The sequence below is a fragment of the Blastococcus atacamensis genome (assembly GCF_002938425.1).
GTDB lineage: Bacteria > Actinomycetota > Actinomycetes > Mycobacteriales > Geodermatophilaceae > Blastococcus > Blastococcus atacamensis.
This window is the reverse complement of the sequence record NZ_POQU01000018.1, coordinates 15,382-31,727: the sequence shown is the minus strand read 5'-3', so window position 1 is coordinate 31,727 and position 16,346 is coordinate 15,382. Positions and strand designations below refer to the sequence as shown.

14 protein-coding genes, 1 pseudogene and 1 riboswitch are annotated in these 16,346 nt (G+C 74.2%); of the genes and pseudogenes, 6 read left to right on the top strand and 9 right to left on the bottom strand.

What is annotated here, in order from left to right; all coding sequences use genetic code 11:
• Positions 1 to 104 precede the first annotated feature (104 nt).
• Positions 105 to 1,442 carry a class II 3-deoxy-7-phosphoheptulonate synthase gene (locus C5508_RS06945; protein WP_198597937.1) on the top strand — a complete coding sequence of 446 codons (1,338 nt, stop codon included), beginning with the start codon at positions 105 to 107 and terminating at the stop codon, positions 1,440 to 1,442.
• Positions 1,439 to 2,458, top strand: coding sequence for a threonine aldolase family protein (locus C5508_RS06940; RefSeq protein ID WP_104524214.1), 1,020 nt, complete (start codon positions 1,439 to 1,441; stop codon positions 2,456 to 2,458). Before C5508_RS06945 ends, C5508_RS06940 begins: the two co-directional genes overlap by 4 nt.
• Positions 2,459 to 2,516: 58 nt before the next feature.
• Here C5508_RS06940 and C5508_RS06935 read toward each other — a convergent pair whose 3' ends face one another.
• The 5 genes from C5508_RS06935 to C5508_RS06915 form a co-directional block, all read right to left on the bottom strand.
• Positions 2,517 to 3,686 (bottom strand): S8 family peptidase, encoded by a 1,170-nt coding sequence (locus C5508_RS06935; RefSeq protein WP_232796970.1) that lies wholly within the window; start codon positions 3,684 to 3,686, stop codon positions 2,517 to 2,519.
• Between the two features lie 264 nt (positions 3,687 to 3,950).
• Complete coding sequence (locus C5508_RS06930) at positions 3,951 to 4,841, bottom strand: deoxyribonuclease IV (RefSeq protein WP_104524213.1); 891 nt, start codon at positions 4,839 to 4,841, stop codon at positions 3,951 to 3,953.
• 33 nt (positions 4,842 to 4,874) lie between these two features.
• Positions 4,875 to 6,866 carry a Stk1 family PASTA domain-containing Ser/Thr kinase gene (gene pknB, locus C5508_RS06925; RefSeq protein WP_104524212.1) on the bottom strand — a complete coding sequence of 664 codons (1,992 nt, stop codon included), beginning with the start codon at positions 6,864 to 6,866 and terminating at the stop codon, positions 4,875 to 4,877.
• 124 nt (positions 6,867 to 6,990) lie between these two features.
• Complete coding sequence (locus tag C5508_RS06920) at positions 6,991 to 8,457, bottom strand: glycine hydroxymethyltransferase (protein WP_104524211.1); 1,467 nt, start codon at positions 8,455 to 8,457, stop codon at positions 6,991 to 6,993.
• A 23-nt stretch (positions 8,458 to 8,480) separates the two neighbouring features.
• Positions 8,481 to 8,565, bottom strand: a riboswitch (ZMP/ZTP riboswitch).
• Between the two features lie 4 nt (positions 8,566 to 8,569).
• Positions 8,570 to 9,709, bottom strand: coding sequence for an alpha-hydroxy acid oxidase (locus C5508_RS06915; RefSeq protein ID WP_104524210.1), 1,140 nt, complete (start codon positions 9,707 to 9,709; stop codon positions 8,570 to 8,572).
• 13 nt (positions 9,710 to 9,722) lie between these two features.
• Between C5508_RS06915 and C5508_RS06910 the strand changes: the two genes are divergently transcribed.
• From C5508_RS06910 to C5508_RS20230, 3 genes and pseudogenes are all read left to right on the top strand, one after another.
• Positions 9,723 to 10,046 (top strand): Rv2175c family DNA-binding protein, encoded by a 324-nt coding sequence (locus C5508_RS06910; protein ID WP_104524209.1) that lies wholly within the window; start codon positions 9,723 to 9,725, stop codon positions 10,044 to 10,046.
• 43 nt (positions 10,047 to 10,089) lie between these two features.
• Positions 10,090 to 10,494 carry a lycopene cyclase domain-containing protein gene (locus tag C5508_RS06905; protein WP_232796969.1) on the top strand — a complete coding sequence of 135 codons (405 nt, stop codon included), beginning with the start codon at positions 10,090 to 10,092 and terminating at the stop codon, positions 10,492 to 10,494.
• Between the two features lie 73 nt (positions 10,495 to 10,567).
• Positions 10,568 to 10,720: pseudogene (locus C5508_RS20230) on the top strand (lycopene cyclase domain-containing protein); the annotation flags it as partial.
• On the opposite strand, the gene C5508_RS06895 reads toward C5508_RS20230, so the two are convergent.
• Genes C5508_RS06895 through C5508_RS06885 form a run of 3 tightly spaced genes read right to left on the bottom strand, consistent with a single transcriptional unit; the run spans position 10,717 to position 14,260 of the window.
• The gene (locus C5508_RS06895) at positions 10,717 to 11,652 is read right to left on the bottom strand and encodes a phytoene/squalene synthase family protein (RefSeq protein WP_198597936.1); all 936 of its coding nucleotides are present in this window, start codon (positions 11,650 to 11,652) and stop codon (positions 10,717 to 10,719) included. The pseudogene C5508_RS20230 and the gene C5508_RS06895 overlap by 4 nt on opposite strands.
• The gene (gene crtI / locus C5508_RS06890; protein ID WP_104524207.1) at positions 11,649 to 13,133 is read right to left on the bottom strand and encodes a phytoene desaturase family protein; all 1,485 of its coding nucleotides are present in this window, start codon (positions 13,131 to 13,133) and stop codon (positions 11,649 to 11,651) included. The genes C5508_RS06895 and crtI overlap by 4 nt, the downstream gene beginning before the upstream one ends.
• Positions 13,133 to 14,260, bottom strand: a complete 1,128-nt coding sequence (locus C5508_RS06885; RefSeq protein ID WP_104524206.1) for a polyprenyl synthetase family protein — start codon at positions 14,258 to 14,260, stop codon at positions 13,133 to 13,135. Before C5508_RS06885 ends, crtI begins: the two co-directional genes overlap by 1 nt.
• Before the next feature lie 198 nt (positions 14,261 to 14,458).
• Here C5508_RS06885 and metF point away from each other — a divergent pair, with 198 nt between their 5' ends.
• Positions 14,459 to 15,367 (top strand): methylenetetrahydrofolate reductase [NAD(P)H], encoded by a 909-nt coding sequence (gene metF / locus C5508_RS06880; protein ID WP_104524205.1) that lies wholly within the window; start codon positions 14,459 to 14,461, stop codon positions 15,365 to 15,367.
• Here metF and C5508_RS06875 read toward each other — a convergent pair.
• Complete coding sequence (locus tag C5508_RS06875) at positions 15,357 to 15,992, bottom strand: hypothetical protein (protein ID WP_104524204.1); 636 nt, start codon at positions 15,990 to 15,992, stop codon at positions 15,357 to 15,359. The two genes, metF and C5508_RS06875, sit on opposite strands and share 11 nt — an antisense overlap.
• Positions 15,993 to 16,346 lie beyond the last annotated feature (354 nt).

Genomic DNA, 16,346 nt, shown 5'->3' with positions numbered 1-16,346 from the left:
ACGGTGGAGTGGCTCCACCCCGGCGAGGCGTTCCGACCACCACCGCGGTCCAGGAAGTGGGACGCGTCTCTCTCGATGGGATGGGCGCGCCGTACCCTCGGGGCGTGAGTCTTCTCGAATCCGCCCAGCCGGTGCCCGGCCTCGACCGCTGGCGGGAACTGCCGATCGCCCAGCAGCCGAAGTGGCCGGACCGGGCGGCGCTCGACGCGGTGCTGCAGACGCTCTCGACGGTCCCGCCCATCGTCGCGCCCACCGAGGTCGACACGCTGCGCGCCCAGCTGGCCGACGTCGCCCAGGGCAAGGCCTTCCTGCTCCAGGGCGGCGACTGCGCCGAGACCTTCGACCTCAACACCGAGCCGCACCTGCAGAGCACCACCCGGACGCTGCTGCAGATGGCCGTCGTCCTGACCTACGGCGCCAGCGTGCCGGTGGTCAAGGTGGGTCGGGTCGCCGGCCAGTACGCCAAGCCCCGGTCCTCCGACACCGATGCCCTCGGCCTGCCCTCCTACCGCGGCGACATGGTCAACGACCTCGAGCCGGTGCTGGAGAAGCGGATCCCCGACCCGTACCGGCTGGTCCGCGCCTACGCGAACTCCGCGGCGGCCATGAACATGATCCGCGCCTACGCCCGCGGCGGTCTGGCCGACCTGCACGCCGTCCACGACTGGAACAAGGACTTCGTCGCCAGCTCACCGGCCGGCGTCCGGTACGAGGTCATCGCCCGGGAGATCGACCGGGCACTGGCGTTCATGAAGGCCTGCGGCATCGATTCCGACGCCCTGCGCGGGGTGGAGCTCTACAACTCCCACGAGGCGCTGATCCTCGACTACGAGCGCGCCCTGCTGCGCATGCACGAGGGCCGCCCCTACGCGCTGAGTGCCCACTTCGTGTGGGTGGGGGAGCGCACCCGGCAGATGGACGGCGCGCACATCGAGTTCGTCTCGAAGCTGGCCAACCCGATCGGCGTGAAGATCGGCCCGACGACGACGCCCGAGCAGGCGACCGAGCTCGTCGAGCGGCTCGACCCCGACGGCCTGCCCGGCAAGCTGACGCTGATCAGCCGCATGGGCAACGGCAAGATCCGCGACGTGCTGCCCGGCATCGTGGAGAAGGTGACCGCCAGCGGCCACCAGGTGGTCTGGCAGTGCGACCCCATGCACGGCAACACCCACGAGTCCTCCACCGGCTACAAGACCCGGCACTTCGACCGGGTCGTCGACGAGGTGCTCGGCTTCTTCGACGTGCACCGCGCCCTGGGCACCTGGCCCGGCGGCATCCACGTCGAGCTCACCGGGGAGGACGTCACCGAGTGCCTCGGCGGCGCCATGGAGATCAGCGACGAGGACCTCAACAGCCGGTACGAGACCGCCTGCGACCCGCGGCTGAACACCGGGCAGTCCCTGGAGCTGGCCTTCCTCGTCGCGGAGATGCTGCGGGGATGACCGGGGTTGCTGAGCTGGTCGACCTGCGGTCGGACACCGTCACCCGGCCGACCGAGGACATGCGCCGGGCCATGGCCGACGCCGAGGTCGGCGACGACGTCTACGGCGAGGACCGCACCGTCCGCGCGCTCGAGGAGCGCGTGGCGGCGATGTTCGGTCACGAGGCGGCGCTCTTCGTGCCCTCGGGGACCATGGGCAACCAGATCGGCATGCGCCTGGTCTGCGAGCCGGGCCAGGAGATCCTCTGCGACGCCGACGCGCACGTCGTCACCTACGAGATGGGTGCCGCCGCCGCCATCTTCGGCATCTCGACCCGCACGGTGGTCTCCGCCGGCGGTCGGCTGGACGCCGCCCAGCTCATCGACCAGGTGCGGCCCCGCGGCGACTGGCACCTGACCGCGACCGCGGCGATCGCGGTCGAGAACACCCACAACCGGGGCGGGGGCCTGGTTCAGCCCCTGGAGGAGCTGCAGGCGCTGTGGGACTGGTCCCGCGGTGCCGGCGTCGCCGTGCACCTCGACGGCGCTCGCATCTGGAACGCCTCGGTTGCCTCCGGCATCGACCTGGCCACCTACGGCCGGCTGGCCGACACCGCCTCCGTCTGCTTCTCCAAGGGGCTGGGCACACCCGTCGGGTCGGTCCTGGTGGGCTCGGCCGACCGGATCGCCGCCGGCCGGCTGTGGCGCAAGCGGCTCGGTGGCGGCATGCGCCAGGTCGGCGTGCTCGCAGCCGCGTGCACCTACGCGCTGGACCACCACCTGCCCCGCCTCGGCGAGGACCACGAGCTGGCCCGCCTGCTCGCGAAGCGGCTCGGCGTCGACCCGGCCGGCGTGCACACCAACATGGTGGTGCTCGACGGCGTGGCCGCGCCGCTGATCGCCGAGGCGGCCAAGGCGCAGGGCGTGCTGGTGAGCCAGGTCAGCGCCAGCCGCGTCCGGCTGGTCACCCACCTCGACGTGGACCGGGCCGCCGTCGAGCGCGCCGCGGACGTCCTCGCGGAGCTGCTCGACCGCTGACAGCCAAGGGCCGGGCCGCCCGCGATGCGGACGACCCGGCCCCTGGTGGAGCCGCAGCTCAGTAGTCGGTGAACACCAGGTCGTTGTTCGCCGTCCTGCTCGTGCTGACGACGTGCGGGCTGGCGTTCCGGTGCAGCTCGGCGCTGACCTCCGTGGGAGTGGCCGTCGGCACCGTCTGCAGGTACACCGCGGCCACGCCAGCCACGTGCGGCGTGGCCATCGAGGTGCCGCTGATCGTGTTGGTGCCGCCGGTGTACCAGTCGCTGGTGATCCCGACGCCTGGTGCGAACAGGTCGACGCAGGGGCCGTAGTTGCTGAACGAGGCGGGCGCGTCGTTCCGGTCGGTGGCACCGACGGTCAGCGCGCCCGGGACCCGCGCGGGGGAGTAGTTGCAGGCGTCCTGGGGCTTGCCGCCCTGGTTGCCGTTGCCGGCGGCCACGGCATAGCTGACGCCGTCGCCGATGGAGTTCGCGACGGCGGTGTCGATCGCCGTGCTGGCCCCGCCCCCGAGGCTCATGTTCGCCACCGCAGGTGTGCCCGCCACGTGGTGGGCGGTCACCCAGTCGATCCCGGCGATGACGCCTGCGTTGGTGCCGGAGCCCGAGCAGTTCAGCACTCGGACCGCGACCAGCGAGACGCTCTTGGCCACGCCGTACGTCGTCCCGCCGATCGTGCCGGCCACGTGGGTGCCGTGGCCGTTGCAGTCATCGGCCGATCCGCCGTCGACGGCGTCGAAGCCGGTGACGGCGCGCCCTCCGAAGTCGGGATGGTCGAGCGCGATGCCGGTGTCGATGACGTAGGCCGTCACGTCGGTGCCGGTGGCCTCGGGGGTGTAGAGGCCATCGGTCCCCGTCCGCTGGTCGATCCGGTCAAGTCCCCACGAGACACCGGAGTCGACCGGGGCCGGCTGCTTCACCGGCCGCGCCTGAACGACCTGATCCGGCTCGACGGCGACGACCCCGGGGACCTTGGACAGCCGGTCGGCCGCGGCCGGGGCCACCCGGATGGCGAACCCGTTCAGGGCTGCGGTGTAGACGTGCTCCACCCGCCCCCCGAAGCCGTGTGCGGCGCGCGCTGCGACGGCGGCAGGGGCGGCGCCGGGCGCGACGGTGACGATGTAGGTGGCGAGCGCGGGGGTCTGCGGTGCGGCGCCGGCGGTTCCGGTACTGACCGAGGTGACGGTCAGTGCCGCGATGGCGGCCATGGTCAGGTTCCTGCGGATGTGCACGGGGTTCTCCTCGCTCAGGACCCGCCCGGCGGCGGACGCAACTCGGCAGCCAAGAGGCGTTCCGCACCCAGGTCAAGTCGCCGGGCCGAGGGTGGGGCGCATGCGGCGCCTGGGGCCTCCCTCGGGCTGCGGCGGTCCCCTGGGCGATGCCGTCGGTGACGATCGGCTCGCGGGTGCCTGTCCTCCTGTCGCGTCGAGTGCGACGTAGTCGTGGCGATCAGCGGCTGATGGCCACGACTACGTAGCACTCGCGGCGCAACCGCGTCAGGTGGTGGCGGGGTCGCCGATCAGCGAGTTGAGCAGCGCGATGTCGGCGGCGTGGCCACCGCACGGGTCGCCGTCCCTGAGGCTCGGCGTCTCCACGACCATGGCCACCCCCGCCGTGGTGCGGTGCCGCAGCAGCTCCGCGAACGGGCCGGTCCCGTAGGGGCCCGAGCCGATCGTGCCCGCGCCGATGGTCGTGTGCCGGTCACGCTTGGAGCCGCAGGCGTCCAGCGAGTCGTTGACGTGCACCAGGCCGAGCCGGCCGGGCCCCACCGTCACCTCCAGCGCCTCCAGGGTGGCGCTCATCCCGCCGGGCACGGCCAGGTCGTGACCGGCCGCCCAGGCGTGGCAGGTGTCGAAGCAGACACCCAGCAGCGGGTGCTGCTCGAGCGCGGCGAAGTAGGGGCCCAGGTCCTCCACCGTGGCCGCCAGCGCCCTGCCCCCGCCCGCGGTGGGCTCGATCAGCAGCCGGGGCCCGTCGGGGGCGGCGGCCTCCAGGACCGGCAGCAACCGCTCGTGCAACTGCCGCAGGGCGTCCTCGTACCGGTCCTCGCCGACGGCGGACCCGGCGTGCACGACCACGCCGTCGCAGCCGAGCTGGGCGCCGCGGCGCAGGTTGTGCGCGATGGAGGCGATCGACTGCTCGACCGTGGCCTCGGTGGGCGATCCGACGTTCACCAGGAACGGCGTGTGGATGAACGAGGGGACCCCCCGCTCGGAGCAGCCGGCGGTGAACAGCGCGTCCTGCCCGGGGTCGCCGTCGGTCAGCTTCCAACCGCGCGGATTGCCGACGAAGACCTGGACGGCGCGGGCGGCGACGGCGTCGGTGTAGGCGAGCCCACCCTTGGCCAGGCCGCCCTTGATCTGGATGTGCGCCCCGACGGGCGGCATCCCGGGTGCGGGATTCGACAAGGGAGCGGGTGCCTATCCGAAGGTGAGGAGGATGGTGACCGACGTGCCGCGCTCGACCTGCTCGCCGGCCGCCGGGGTCTGCCGCAGCACGCTGTTGCCGAAGAAGCGGGTGGCCTCCACCTGGAGACCCGCGGCCTGCAGGATCTGCGCCGCCTCGTCGCCGCTCTTGCCGACGACGTCGGGCACGGCGACCAGCGGCAGGCCCGCGGACACCTGGATCCGCACGGTGCTGCCGAAGGGAACCGGCCCCGCGGCCGGAGCCGGGTCGATGGCCATGACCTCGCCCGTGTCCACCGCGTCGCTGCGCCCGTCCCCGACGCGCTCCACGGTGAACCCGAGGGACTCCAGGTTTGTGGTCGCCTGCTCCGGGCTCTGGCCGGTGACGTCGGGGACGGCGACCGGCGCGCGGCCCTGGCTGACCACCACGGTCACCACCTGGTCGCGCTTGAGCTCGGTGCCCGCTGCCGGGTCGAACCGGATCACGTGCCCGGCGGGGACCTCGTCGTCGTAGTCCTCACCGCGGGTGACCTGCACCGGCAGGTCCTCCAGCTCGGTCTCCACCTGCTCGACGGGCAGGCCGACGAGGTCGGGGGAGACCGTGTAGCGCTCCTTGCCCTTGGAGACGACGAGGCGCACGTCGGTGCCGCGGATCGCCTCGGCGCCGGCCGCCGGCTCGGTCGACAGCACGGTGCCCGCAGGGACGTCCTCGCTCCAGACCTCCTCGCAGCAGTCCGGGTCGAGGCCGGCCTCCCGCAGCAGATCGAGGGCCGCCGCCTGCTCGGTGCCCACCAGCTCCGGCGTGCTCGTCCAGCGCCCCTCGCCGAACCACCAGCCGATGGCGCCGGCGGTGACCGCCAGCAGCAGGACGACGGCGATGGCGAACCGGGCGCGGCGCTTGCGGATGTGGTCGGGCACGCCGGGACGCGGGCGGGCCGGTCCGGGGCGGCGGCCCTGCACGTCGGTGGTGGGACCGGCGCCCATGCCCGGGAGCATGCTGGTGCGGCCCCCACGGGCGTTCCGGCCGCCGAGCACCTCGGTGCCCGGGTTGCTGGGGTGCCGGTCGGACGGGCGCGGCCGGGTGGGGCGGTTGGTCGGTCGCAGCGTGCCGGGGCCGGCGGTGCTCTGGCCGGTGGGCACCGGGACCGGGTCGATCCCCAGGTCGCGGCGCACGTCGGACAGCTCGGCCAGGAACGCCCCGGCGTCGATGGGGCGGCCAGCCGGGTCCCGCCGGGTGGTGCGGGCGACGAGCTCGTCGACCTGCCAGGGGAGGCCGGGAACCTCCACCGACGGCGCCGGGACGTCGTGGTGCACGTGCTGGTAGGCCACGGCCAGCGGCGTGTCGCCGCCATAGGGCGGTTGCCCGGTGAGCATCTCGTAGAGCACGATGCCGGCGGCGTAGATGTCGGACCGGGCGTCGGCGCGGCCGCGCTCGAGCTGCTCGGGCGAGAGGTAGGCGACGGTGCCGATGAGCACGCCGCCGGTCTGGCTGGTCTGCCCGGTGCCGACGACCGCGCGGGCGAGGCCGAAGTCGGCGACCTTGACCACTCCGTCGACCCCGATGAGGACGTTCTCGGGCTTGATGTCGCGGTGCACGATCCCGGCACGGTGCGCGGCGGTCAGGCCGGCCAGGACGGGCTCGAGGACGGCGAAGGCCTCGGCGACGGTGAGCCGTCCGCGGGCGCTGAGCAGGTCGCGCAGGGTGCGGCCGCGGACGAGCTCCATGACGAGGAAGACCAGCCCCTGGTCGCTGCCCTGGTCGCTGACGCCGACGACGTTGGCGTGGCTGAGCATGGCCGCGGCCCGCGCCTCGCGGGTGAACCGGTCGACGAACGTGGGGTCGTGGGCCAGGTGCTCGGCCATGACCTTGACCGCGACGGTCTTGTGCAGCCGGAGGTCCGTGGCGGCGTAGACGGTGGACATCCCGCCCCGGGCCACCCGCTCCTCGAGGCGATAGCGCCCCTCGAGAACGAGTCCGACCACGGGGTCGGTCACGGCGGTGTCCACAACGACTGAGTGTAGGAGCGCCGGGGCCGGAGGGCGCCCTCCCACGCGGCGCGGGGGACCGGCGTGACCCGTGGTGCGGATGAACCGGAGGTGGGGGTTCCGCCCGTCCTCGCGCGCATCCGGATCAGCCCAGGTCCAGGCCCGGGTACAGCGGGTGCTCGGCCAGCAGCTCGGCTGCCGCGGACCGGGTCCGGTCTGACACGCCGTCGGCGATCGTGTACTTCGCCTGGGACGGGGCGCCGGCGCTCGTGGCGGTGGGCGTGGTGGCGCCCAGGACGTCGGCGATCAGCTCCGCGACCCGGTCGAACTCCGCCTGCCCGAAGCCGCGGGTGGTCAGCGCCGGCGTCCCGATCCGCACGCCGGAGGTGTACCAGGCGCCGTTGGGGTCGGCCGGCACGGAGTTCCGGTTGGTGACGATGCCGGAGTCCAGCAGTGCGGACTCCGCCTGCCGACCGGTGAGCCCGAAGGAACTGACGTCGAGCAGCACCAGGTGGTTGTCGGTGCCGTCGGTGACCAGCCGCACGCCGCGCCGCTTCAGCCCCTCGGCGAGCGCGGCGGCGTTGTCGACGATGCGCTGCGCGTAGTCGGCGAACTCCGGCCGGCGGGCCTCGGCGAAGGCGACCGCCTTGGCGGCCATGACGTGCGGGAGCGGTCCGCCGAGCACCATCGGGCAGCCGCGGTCGACGGCGTCGGCGAACTCCGGCTGCGCCAGGACGAAACCGCCGCGCGGCCCGCGCAGCGACTTGTGACTGGTGCTGGTGACGACGTGCGCGTGCGGAACCGGGTCGAAGTCGCCGCTGAACACCTTGCCGGCGACCAGCCCGGCGAAGTGCGCCATGTCCACGATCAGCGTGGCGCCCACCTCGTCGGCGATCTCGCGCATCGTCGCGAAGTTGATCCGGCGGGGGAAGGCGGAGTAGCCGGCCATGAGGATGAGCGGGCGGAACTCCTTGGCCCGGGCGCGGACGACGTCGTAGTCCAGCAGGCCGGTCGACGGGTCGGTGCCGTAGGAGGACTGCTCGAACATCTTGCCGCTGATGTTCGGCCGGAACCCGTGGGTGAGGTGGCCGCCGGCATCCAGGGACATGCCGAGCATCCGCTGGTCGCCCAGGGCGTGCCGCAGCGTCGACCAGTCCTCGTCGGTGAGGTCGTTGACGTGCCGGACGCCGGCCTTCTCCAGCGCCGGCAACTCGACGCGCTGGGCGAGCACGGCCCAGAACGCGACCAGGTTGGCGTCGATGCCGGAGTGCGGCTGCACGTAGGCGTGCGGAGCGCCGAACAGCTCGCGGGCGTGCTCGGCGGCCAGCGCCTCGACGGTGTCGACGTTCTGGCAGCCGGCGTAGAAGCGGTGGCCGACCGTGCCCTCGGCGTACTTGTCGCTGAACCAGTTGCCCATGGTGAGCAGCACCGCGGGGCTGGCGTAGTTCTCGCTGGCGATCAGCTTGAGCGAGGAGCGCTGGTCGGCGAGCTCGGCGCCGATGGCGTCGGCCACCCGGGGCTCGACGGCGCCGATGACCTCCAGCGCGCTGCGGTAGGCGGCCGAGGCGGTGGTGGCGTCGAACCCGGTGGCGGTGCGGGGGAAGGCGGTCATGAGGGCTCCAGCTCGTGTCGACGGGTCGGTGCCCAGGCGCACGGCGGTGGTGGTGCGGGCCGCTCCCCGGTGGTGGCCCACCTCGACGCGCCAGTCACAGCCCGGGCCAAGGTTAGCGCGCGGCCGCCACCGAGTCGCGGGGCACCGACCGGACGTCGTCCAGGCCGCACAACGCCATGGTGTGGGCCAGCTCGTCGGTGAGGCCGGTGAGCACCCGGGCCACGCCCTCGGCGCCGCCTGCGGCCAGCCCCCAGATCGTGGGCCGGCCGACGAACACCGCCGTGGCTCCGAGGGCAAGGGCGATGAGCGCGTCCGATCCGGTCCGGATGCCGCCGTCGGCGTAGACCTCGACGTCGTCGGCGACCGCGTCGACGACCTCCGGCAGGGCGTGCGCGCTGGCGACGGCGGGATCGACCTGGCGCCCGCCGTGGGTGGAGACCCACACCGCCGACGCCCCCGCCTGCACGCACCGCGCGGCGTCGTCACCCCGGAGGACGCCCTTGACGACGACCGGCAGGCCCGAGAGCTCCCCGAAGCGGGCGATGTCGTCGAACGTCCAGGTCGCCGTGGCCAGGTCGTCCAGCGTCGGCCGCTCGTCGCCGGTGGCCGGGTGGTTGGCCATGCGCAGGTCGGCCGGGAGGGCGAAGTCGTGCCGCAGGTCGCGGTGCCGCCGGCCCAGGAGGGGCAGGTCGACGGTGAGCACCAGCGCCCGGTAACCGGCGTCGCCGGCACGGCGGGCGAGGTCGTCGGTGTGGCTGGTGGAGTGCAGCCGGTAGAGCTGGAACCACGCGGGGGTGCCGGCCGCCGCGACGGCGACCTCCTCGAGGGTGGAGGTGGCGCTGGTCGAGGCGGTCATGAGGGCGCCCGCGGCGACGGCGCCCCGGGCCGTGGCGAGCTCGCCCCCCGGGTGCGCCATGCCCTGGTAGGCCCACGGCGCCACGCCGATCGGGGTCCGGACGGGGCTGCCCAGGAGCTCGGTGGCCAGCCGGACGGTCGAGACGCCGCGCAGGACACGGGGCCGCAGCCGCCAGGACCGCCAGGCGCCCGGGGCCTCGCGCAGCGTCGTCTCGGTCTCGGCGCCACCGGCGTAGTAGTCGAAGACGTCGGCGGGCAGGTGCTCCCGCGCCCGGGCCTCCAGCCGGTCCAGGTCGAGGAACGGCGGCTCCCTTCCCGGGTCCTCGGGGGTGACCTCGCCGGATGTCCGCCGCCGCTGACCCGGCAGCCGACTGTCGGTCCCGCTGTCGCTCGCCATAGGCTGAGAGCCTATGGACACGCTCACCCCCGCGGAGGTCGCCCAGCTGCTGGGCACCTCGCCGAACCGGGTCCGTCAGCTGCTGCGCGATCGCAAGCTGATGGCCGTCCCGGGCAGCGGCAACAGCAAGATCCCGGCCGACTTCCTGCAGGACGGCGTCGTCCTCAAGCACCTCCCCGGTCTGCTGACCGTCCTCCAGGACGGCGGCTTCACCGACGAGGAGGCCTTCGACTGGCTCTTCCGCGAGGACGAGTCGCTGCCCGGCACGCCGGTGCAGGCGCTGCGCGACAACCGGCACACCGAGGTCACCCGCCGGGCCCAGGCCCTGGCGCTCTAGCCCGGGTGCATCCGCGCGGCGGTCCGGTGCCGAAGGTGGTGCCGTGGAGCAGCTGACCTACCTCGGGCTGCTGGCCGGCTGCCTGGTGGTCACCGCACCGCTGGAGCTCATCCTGCGGGTCCGCGTCTACGCCCGGTGGCGCCGGCTGCTGGTGGCCGTCGTCCCGGAGTTCGCCGTCTTCGTCGGATGGGTGCTCTACGCCATCGCGCAGGGGCACTGGGACTACTCCGCCACCCGCACCCTCGACGTCCGGCTGCCCGGCGGCATCCCGGTCGAGGAGGTGCTGTTCTTCCTCGTCGTCCCGCTGTGCTCGGTCCTGGCGCTGGAGGCGGTGCGCCGTGTCACCGGATGGGACGCCGGCTATCCGGCGCCGGTCGACGACAGCCCCGGGAGCATCGCAGCGAGGAACGAGCGAGGAGCGGACCGGGGCGCGGAGTCGGCCCCATGAGCAGGGAGGCGGACGCGTGACCTACAGCGCCCTGGCGGTCACCGCCGTCCTCGCCGTGCTGGTCGTGGACCTGATGGTCTACCGCACCCGCATGGTCACCCGGCCGGTGTTCTGGGTGGCCTACGCGATCATCGTGACGTTCCAGCTGCTGATGAACGGCGTGCTGACCGGCCTGGACGTCGTCGTCTACGACGAGCGCGCGATCTGGGGGCCGCGGATCGCCTACGCGCCGGCTGAGGACCTGCTCTTCGGCTTCGCCATGGTCACCCTCACCCTGGCCAGCTGGGCGGCGGTCAACCGGCGGGCGAACACCGCCAGGCGCCGCGGCTTCGACACCGACACCCGGCGGTCGAGCACCCGGTAGTCGGCCCGCTCGATCTCGGTCAGGATCCCGCCGTACAGGTCGGTCGCGGCGCGCACGCAGTCCCGCGACTCCGGCGCCAGCAGGGGGGTGCCCGGGGCGGCGTCGTCGTACCGGCGCCGGACGATCGCCACCATCTCGCGCATCAGCTGCCGGAAGCGGTCGTCGAAGCGCTTCTCCGCCAGCTGCTCGCGGGTCACGCCGTGCGCGGCCATGAGGTCGGCGGGCAGGTAGACCCGGCCGCGGTCGACGTCCTCGCCGACGTCGCGCAGGAAGTTCGTCAGCTGGAAGGCCTCGCCCAGCGCGATGGCGTGCGGAGCCGCCTCCTCACGGGCCACACCGGGGGCGGTGCCGAGCACGGGCAGGACCTGCAGCCCGATGACCGACGCCGAGCCCCACATGTAGCGGTCCAGGTCGTCCATCGTCGGATAGCCGGCGATCGTCAGATCGCTGGTCATGGCGGCCAGGAAGTCGACCAGGTGCTCCAGCGGGATGTCGTAGCGCCGGTAGGTGTGCACCAGCGCCAGCCGCACCGGGTCCTCCGACCAGCCGGTCTCCAGTTCGGCCAGCAGCGAGCGCGACCAGTCCGCGAGGTCCCCGGCGGGGTCGGCGTCCGGGTGGTCGACGAAGTCGTCAGCTACCCGGGCGGCGGCGTAGAGCGCGTGCACCGCGGGCCGCCGGTCCGGGGTGAGCAGGCGGGTGGCCAGGTGGTAGCTCTTGCCGTGCTCGGCGGCGATCGCGGCGCAGTGCCGGTAGGCGGCGGCGAGCTGTGCCTGCCGGTCGTCGCCCGCGGTCATCCCGTGATCCTCTCCGCGGCCAGCCGGCCGCTGATCAGCACCATCGGGACGCCGACACCCGGCTGCACCGACGATCCGGCCAGCACCACGTTCTCCGGTCCGCGCCGGGGCAGCGTGCTCGGCCGGAACGGGCCGGTCTGGCCGAAGGTGTGCGCCAGGGCGAACGGGGTGCCGGCGGCCATGCCCTGGGCGGCCCAGGTGCGCGGGGTGTCCAGGTGCTCGACCGCGATCGCGCCGTCGATGCCGGTGAAACCGCGCGCCTCCAGCGTCTCCAGCAGCTCGTCCCGGTAGCGGGGTGCCAGCGAGTCCCAGTCCAGGTCGGGGTTGCCCCCGCTGCGGCGGTCCAGGTTCGGGGTGGGGGCCACGACGCTGAGGACCTGGCCGCCCTCGGGGGCCAGGGACCGGTCGGTCACCGACGGCATGCTGATCAGCAGGCTCGGATCGCTCATGGGGCGTCCGTCGCGCGTCAGCTCCGCGAAGATCTCCTGCCACGCCGCGCCGAAGCTGATCGTGTGGTGCGCCTGGCCGGGCACATCGGCGCGTACGCCGAGGTGCAGCGCGACGCACGAGGGGGAGTAGACCGGCCGGCGCGGACCGCGCAGGCCGGGCACCAGCGTGTGCGGGGCGTCGGTGGTGACCACGACGGCGTCGGCGGGCAGCCGCTCGCCGTCGGTCAGGCGGACGGCGGCCACCCGGCCGCCGCTGGTCTCCAGCTCCGCGACCGATCCGCCGTACCGGAAGGTCACGCCCGCGTCGGCGGCTGCGCCGGCGAGCGCCAGGGGTACCGCGCCGATGCCGCCGACCGGGTGCCAGACACCGGCGCCGATGTCGAGCTGGGCGATCACCGCGTAGGCGGCGATCGCGCGGAACGGCGACACCCCGGCATAGAGGGCCTGGAAGCTGAACAGCCGGCGCAGCCGGTCGTCGGCGAAGTACTTCTCCACGTGTCGCGACAGCCGGCCGAAGCCCCCGCGTCGGGCGAGCGCCCCGAGCTCGGGGCCCAGCAGGTCCAGTGGCGAGTCGAGGTTGCGGTCGATGAACGTCGTGAGCTGCAGCCGGTAGAGCTCGGCGAGGTCGGCGAGGTAGCGCCGCAGCGCCGCCGCCTCCGCCGGACCGCACAGCGCGGCCACCTCGTCGGCGAAGGCCGCCGGGTCGGCGTGCACGTCGAGGTGCGTGCCGTCGGCGTACTGCGCCCGGTAGCTGGTCTCCAGCGGGCGCAGCTCCAGCCGGTCCTCCAGCTCCTCCCCGACGGCGGCGAGCGTGTCGGCCAGCACCTCCGGGGCGGTGAAGACCGACGGGCCGGTGTCGAGGGCGAAGCCGTCCTGCTCGATCCGCCCGGCCCGGCCGCCGGGACCGTCGGCCCGCTCGACCACGGTGACCTCACGGCCGGCGCCGCGCAGCCGGAGGGCGGCGGCGAGACCGGCCAGACCGGCGCCGACGACGACGACGCGGTCGGTCCGGCCCGGGACGGTGCGCACCATCAGGCGGCGCGGGTGGTCGCCGCGACGGCGAGCGCGTCCAGCGCGGCCCGGGCGTCGTCGGCGATCGGGGCGTCGGCGATCGCGGCCCGGGCCTCGGCGGTGCGGAGGGCGATCCGCTCCTCGACGCGGTCGCGCGCGCCGGTGGACACCAGCAGGCCGCGCAGCGCGTCGAAGTCCTCGGTGCGGGCGTCGGAGTTGCCCAGCAGGTCGCCCAGCAGCCGGCGGCCGGCGTCGTCGGTGGCCTCCTCGGCCAGGGCGATGAGCAGGGTCTGCTTGCCCTCGCGCAAGTCGTCGTCGGCCGACTTACCGGTGACCGACGGGTCGCCGAACACCCCGAGGAGGTCGTCGCGCAGCTGGAATGCCTCGCCCAGCGGCAGGCCGATGGCGCTGCACGCCTCCACGACGGCCGGCCCGCCGCCGGCGATGGCGACGCCCAGCTGCAGCGGGCGCTGCACCGTGTAGCCGGCGCTCTTGTAGCGGGCGACGGTGAGCGCGCCGTCGGGCCCGGGCAGCCCGCCGGCCGCCCGCAGCAGGTCGAGGTACTGGCCGGCGGTGACCTCGGTGCGCATCGTGTCCCAGATCGCGCGGGCCCGGCTCAGGGCGGCCTCGGAGATCCCGGAGCAGCGGAGCATCTCGTCGGACCAGACCAACGCCAGATCGCCCACCAGGATGGCCGCGCCGACGCCGAACAGGTCGCGGTCGCCGTCCAGCGCCTCGGCGGTGTGCTTGTCGGCGAAGCCGATGTGGGTCGTCGGCCGGCCGCGCCGGGTGCCGGCCGCATCCATGACGTCGTCGTGCACCAGCGCGCTGGCGTGCACGAACTCCAGGGCCGCGACCGCGCGCAGCACATCCCCGTCGTCCTCCCCGCTGCCCTGGCCCTGGGTGCGGGCACCGCGCCAGCCCCAGTAGGCGAACGACGGCCGGAGCTTCTTGCCGCCCTCGGCGAGGGCGCACACCTCGTCGGCGACCGGCGCCAGCCGGGGATCCATCGCGGCGAGGGTGGCCCGCTGCTGGTCGAGGAAGGCGGTGAGCGCCTCCCCGACGGCGGCCCTGACCCGCGCGAGGTCGGCGGCCGCCAGCGGCGACGCGGGGCGGACGGGCTCGCGCTCCTGCGCCCCGGCGGTCATGCGGCCAGTATCGCCCAGCACGGTGGGGCTCCACCCTGCGAGCGGGACAACTGCCGTGCTCCGGTCCATCGCCGTCTCCTCGTCCTCGGGCGCCCTGCCTGCTCCTCGCCCTACTTCCGCCGGGGACCTCGGCCCGGATGCAGCGGATTCCGGTGCTGCCCGTCGGCCCGGTGCAGCACCTCCGTACCCTCGGGTGCCGTGACCCGGACCGTGCGCGAGCTGCTGGCCACCGAGCGGTCGACCATGTCGTTCGAGTTCTTCCCCGCCAAGACGGCCGAGGGGGACGCCCAGTTGTGGACGGCGCTGCGCGAGCTTGAGCGGCTGCGGCCGTCGTTCGTGTCGGTGACCTACGGCGCCGGCGGATCGACCCGGGAGGGCACGCTCGCGGTGACCGAGCGGATCGCCGCCGAGACGACGATGACCCCGCTGGCGCACCTCACGGCCGTGGACCACACCGTCGCCGAGTTGCGGCACATCGTGAGCCGGCTGGCGGCGGCCGGCGTCCGCAACGTGCTCGCGCTGCGCGGCGATCCGCCCGGCGCCGATCCCCAGGCGGAGTGGGTCGCGCACCCCGAGGGGCTGGAGTACGCCTCGGAGCTGGTCGAGCTGATCCGCTCGATCGGCGACTTCTCCGTCGGCGTCGCGGCGTTCCCCGAGCAGCACCCGCGCTCGCCGGACCCCGACTCCGACATCGAGCAGTTCGTGGCCAAGTGCCGGGCCGGCGCCGACTTCGCGATCACCCAGATGTTCTTCCGCGCCGAGGACTACCTGCGGCTGCGCGACCGGGTGGCCGCACGCGGCTGCGAGGTGCCGATCCTCGCCGGGGTCATGCCGGTCACCAACGTCCGGCAGATCACCCGGATCGTGCAGCTCTCCGGTCAGGCGTTCCCGCCCGAGCTGGCCGACCGGTTCGCGGCGGCCGACGGTGACCGGCCCGAGGACAAGGCCGCCGTCCGCGACCTCGGCGTCGAGGTGGCCACCGACCTGTGCCGGACCCTGCTCGACGAGGGGGTGCCCGGCATCCACTTCATCACCATGAACCGGTCGACGGCGACCCGTGAGGTGTTCTCGAACCTGGTGGGTGCCGCCGGCCCGCTCACGCCCTGACCGGGTTCTCGAGCACGTCGGCCGCGCGGGCCGCAGCGCGCCGGAGCCCCTCCCGCTCGGCGAAGTAGCCGCCGGCCAGGCCGACGACCGGCAGGTTGGAGAGCACGCGAGCGCCGAGCCGGCCCTTGGGCCGGGCGTCGAGGGCGTCGTCGATGCGCGCGAGCAGCCGGGCGGCCCGCCACAGCGTCTTGGCCGCACCCGAGACGCCGGTGCGCTCCTCGCGCGGGCCCAGGGTCCCCTCGACGTAGGCGCCCTTCGCCCGGGCGAGCAGCGGCGTCACCCGCTCGGCCGGCAGGTCCCGGTCCAGCAGCACCGTCGCCAGCAGGGACACCCGCTCGGCCGGGGCCTCCACCCCGTGCTCGCCGGCGACCCCGAGCACGACGAGCGACTGGACCGCCGTCCCCACGGTGTTCTGCAGCGGCAGCAGGTCGGCGAGCTTGCCGGCGAACCGCGGTGCGGCGGACACCCCCGCCGCCACACGCGACACCCGGTCGGCCCACCACTCGTCGCGTTCGCGGCGCGGCAGGGTCGGCGGGCGGCCGAGCCGGGTGGCCAGCGGGGTCAGGAGCCGGTCGACCCGACGCAGGACGTCGACGACCACGGCGTCGGAGAGGGGAGCAGCCATGCGGGGCCAGGTATCCCGTCCCGTCGCGGGTGACACCCGCGGACTCAGTGAGGCGGCGGCGTGGTGGTCGCGACAAGCCCGCCGGGTGTGGTGGCGGTGAGCGTGCCGGTCGCGTCGTCGGTGCCGTCGGCGGTGGTGGTCACCCGGTCGGCCACGTCGGCACCGGTACCCGGGTCGGGCGGGTCGGCACCGGTACCTGGATCGGCCGGGTCGGGCTCCGGGGAGGGATCGGACTCCTGGACGCCTGCGGTCGGCGCTCGTCGCCGTCGGGGCGCTGCTGCCGCGCCGCGTCGAACTGTCGGTCGTCGTGCTTGCGGCGCCGCGGCCTTCCAGGTCTCGGCCGTCGGGGCGGTT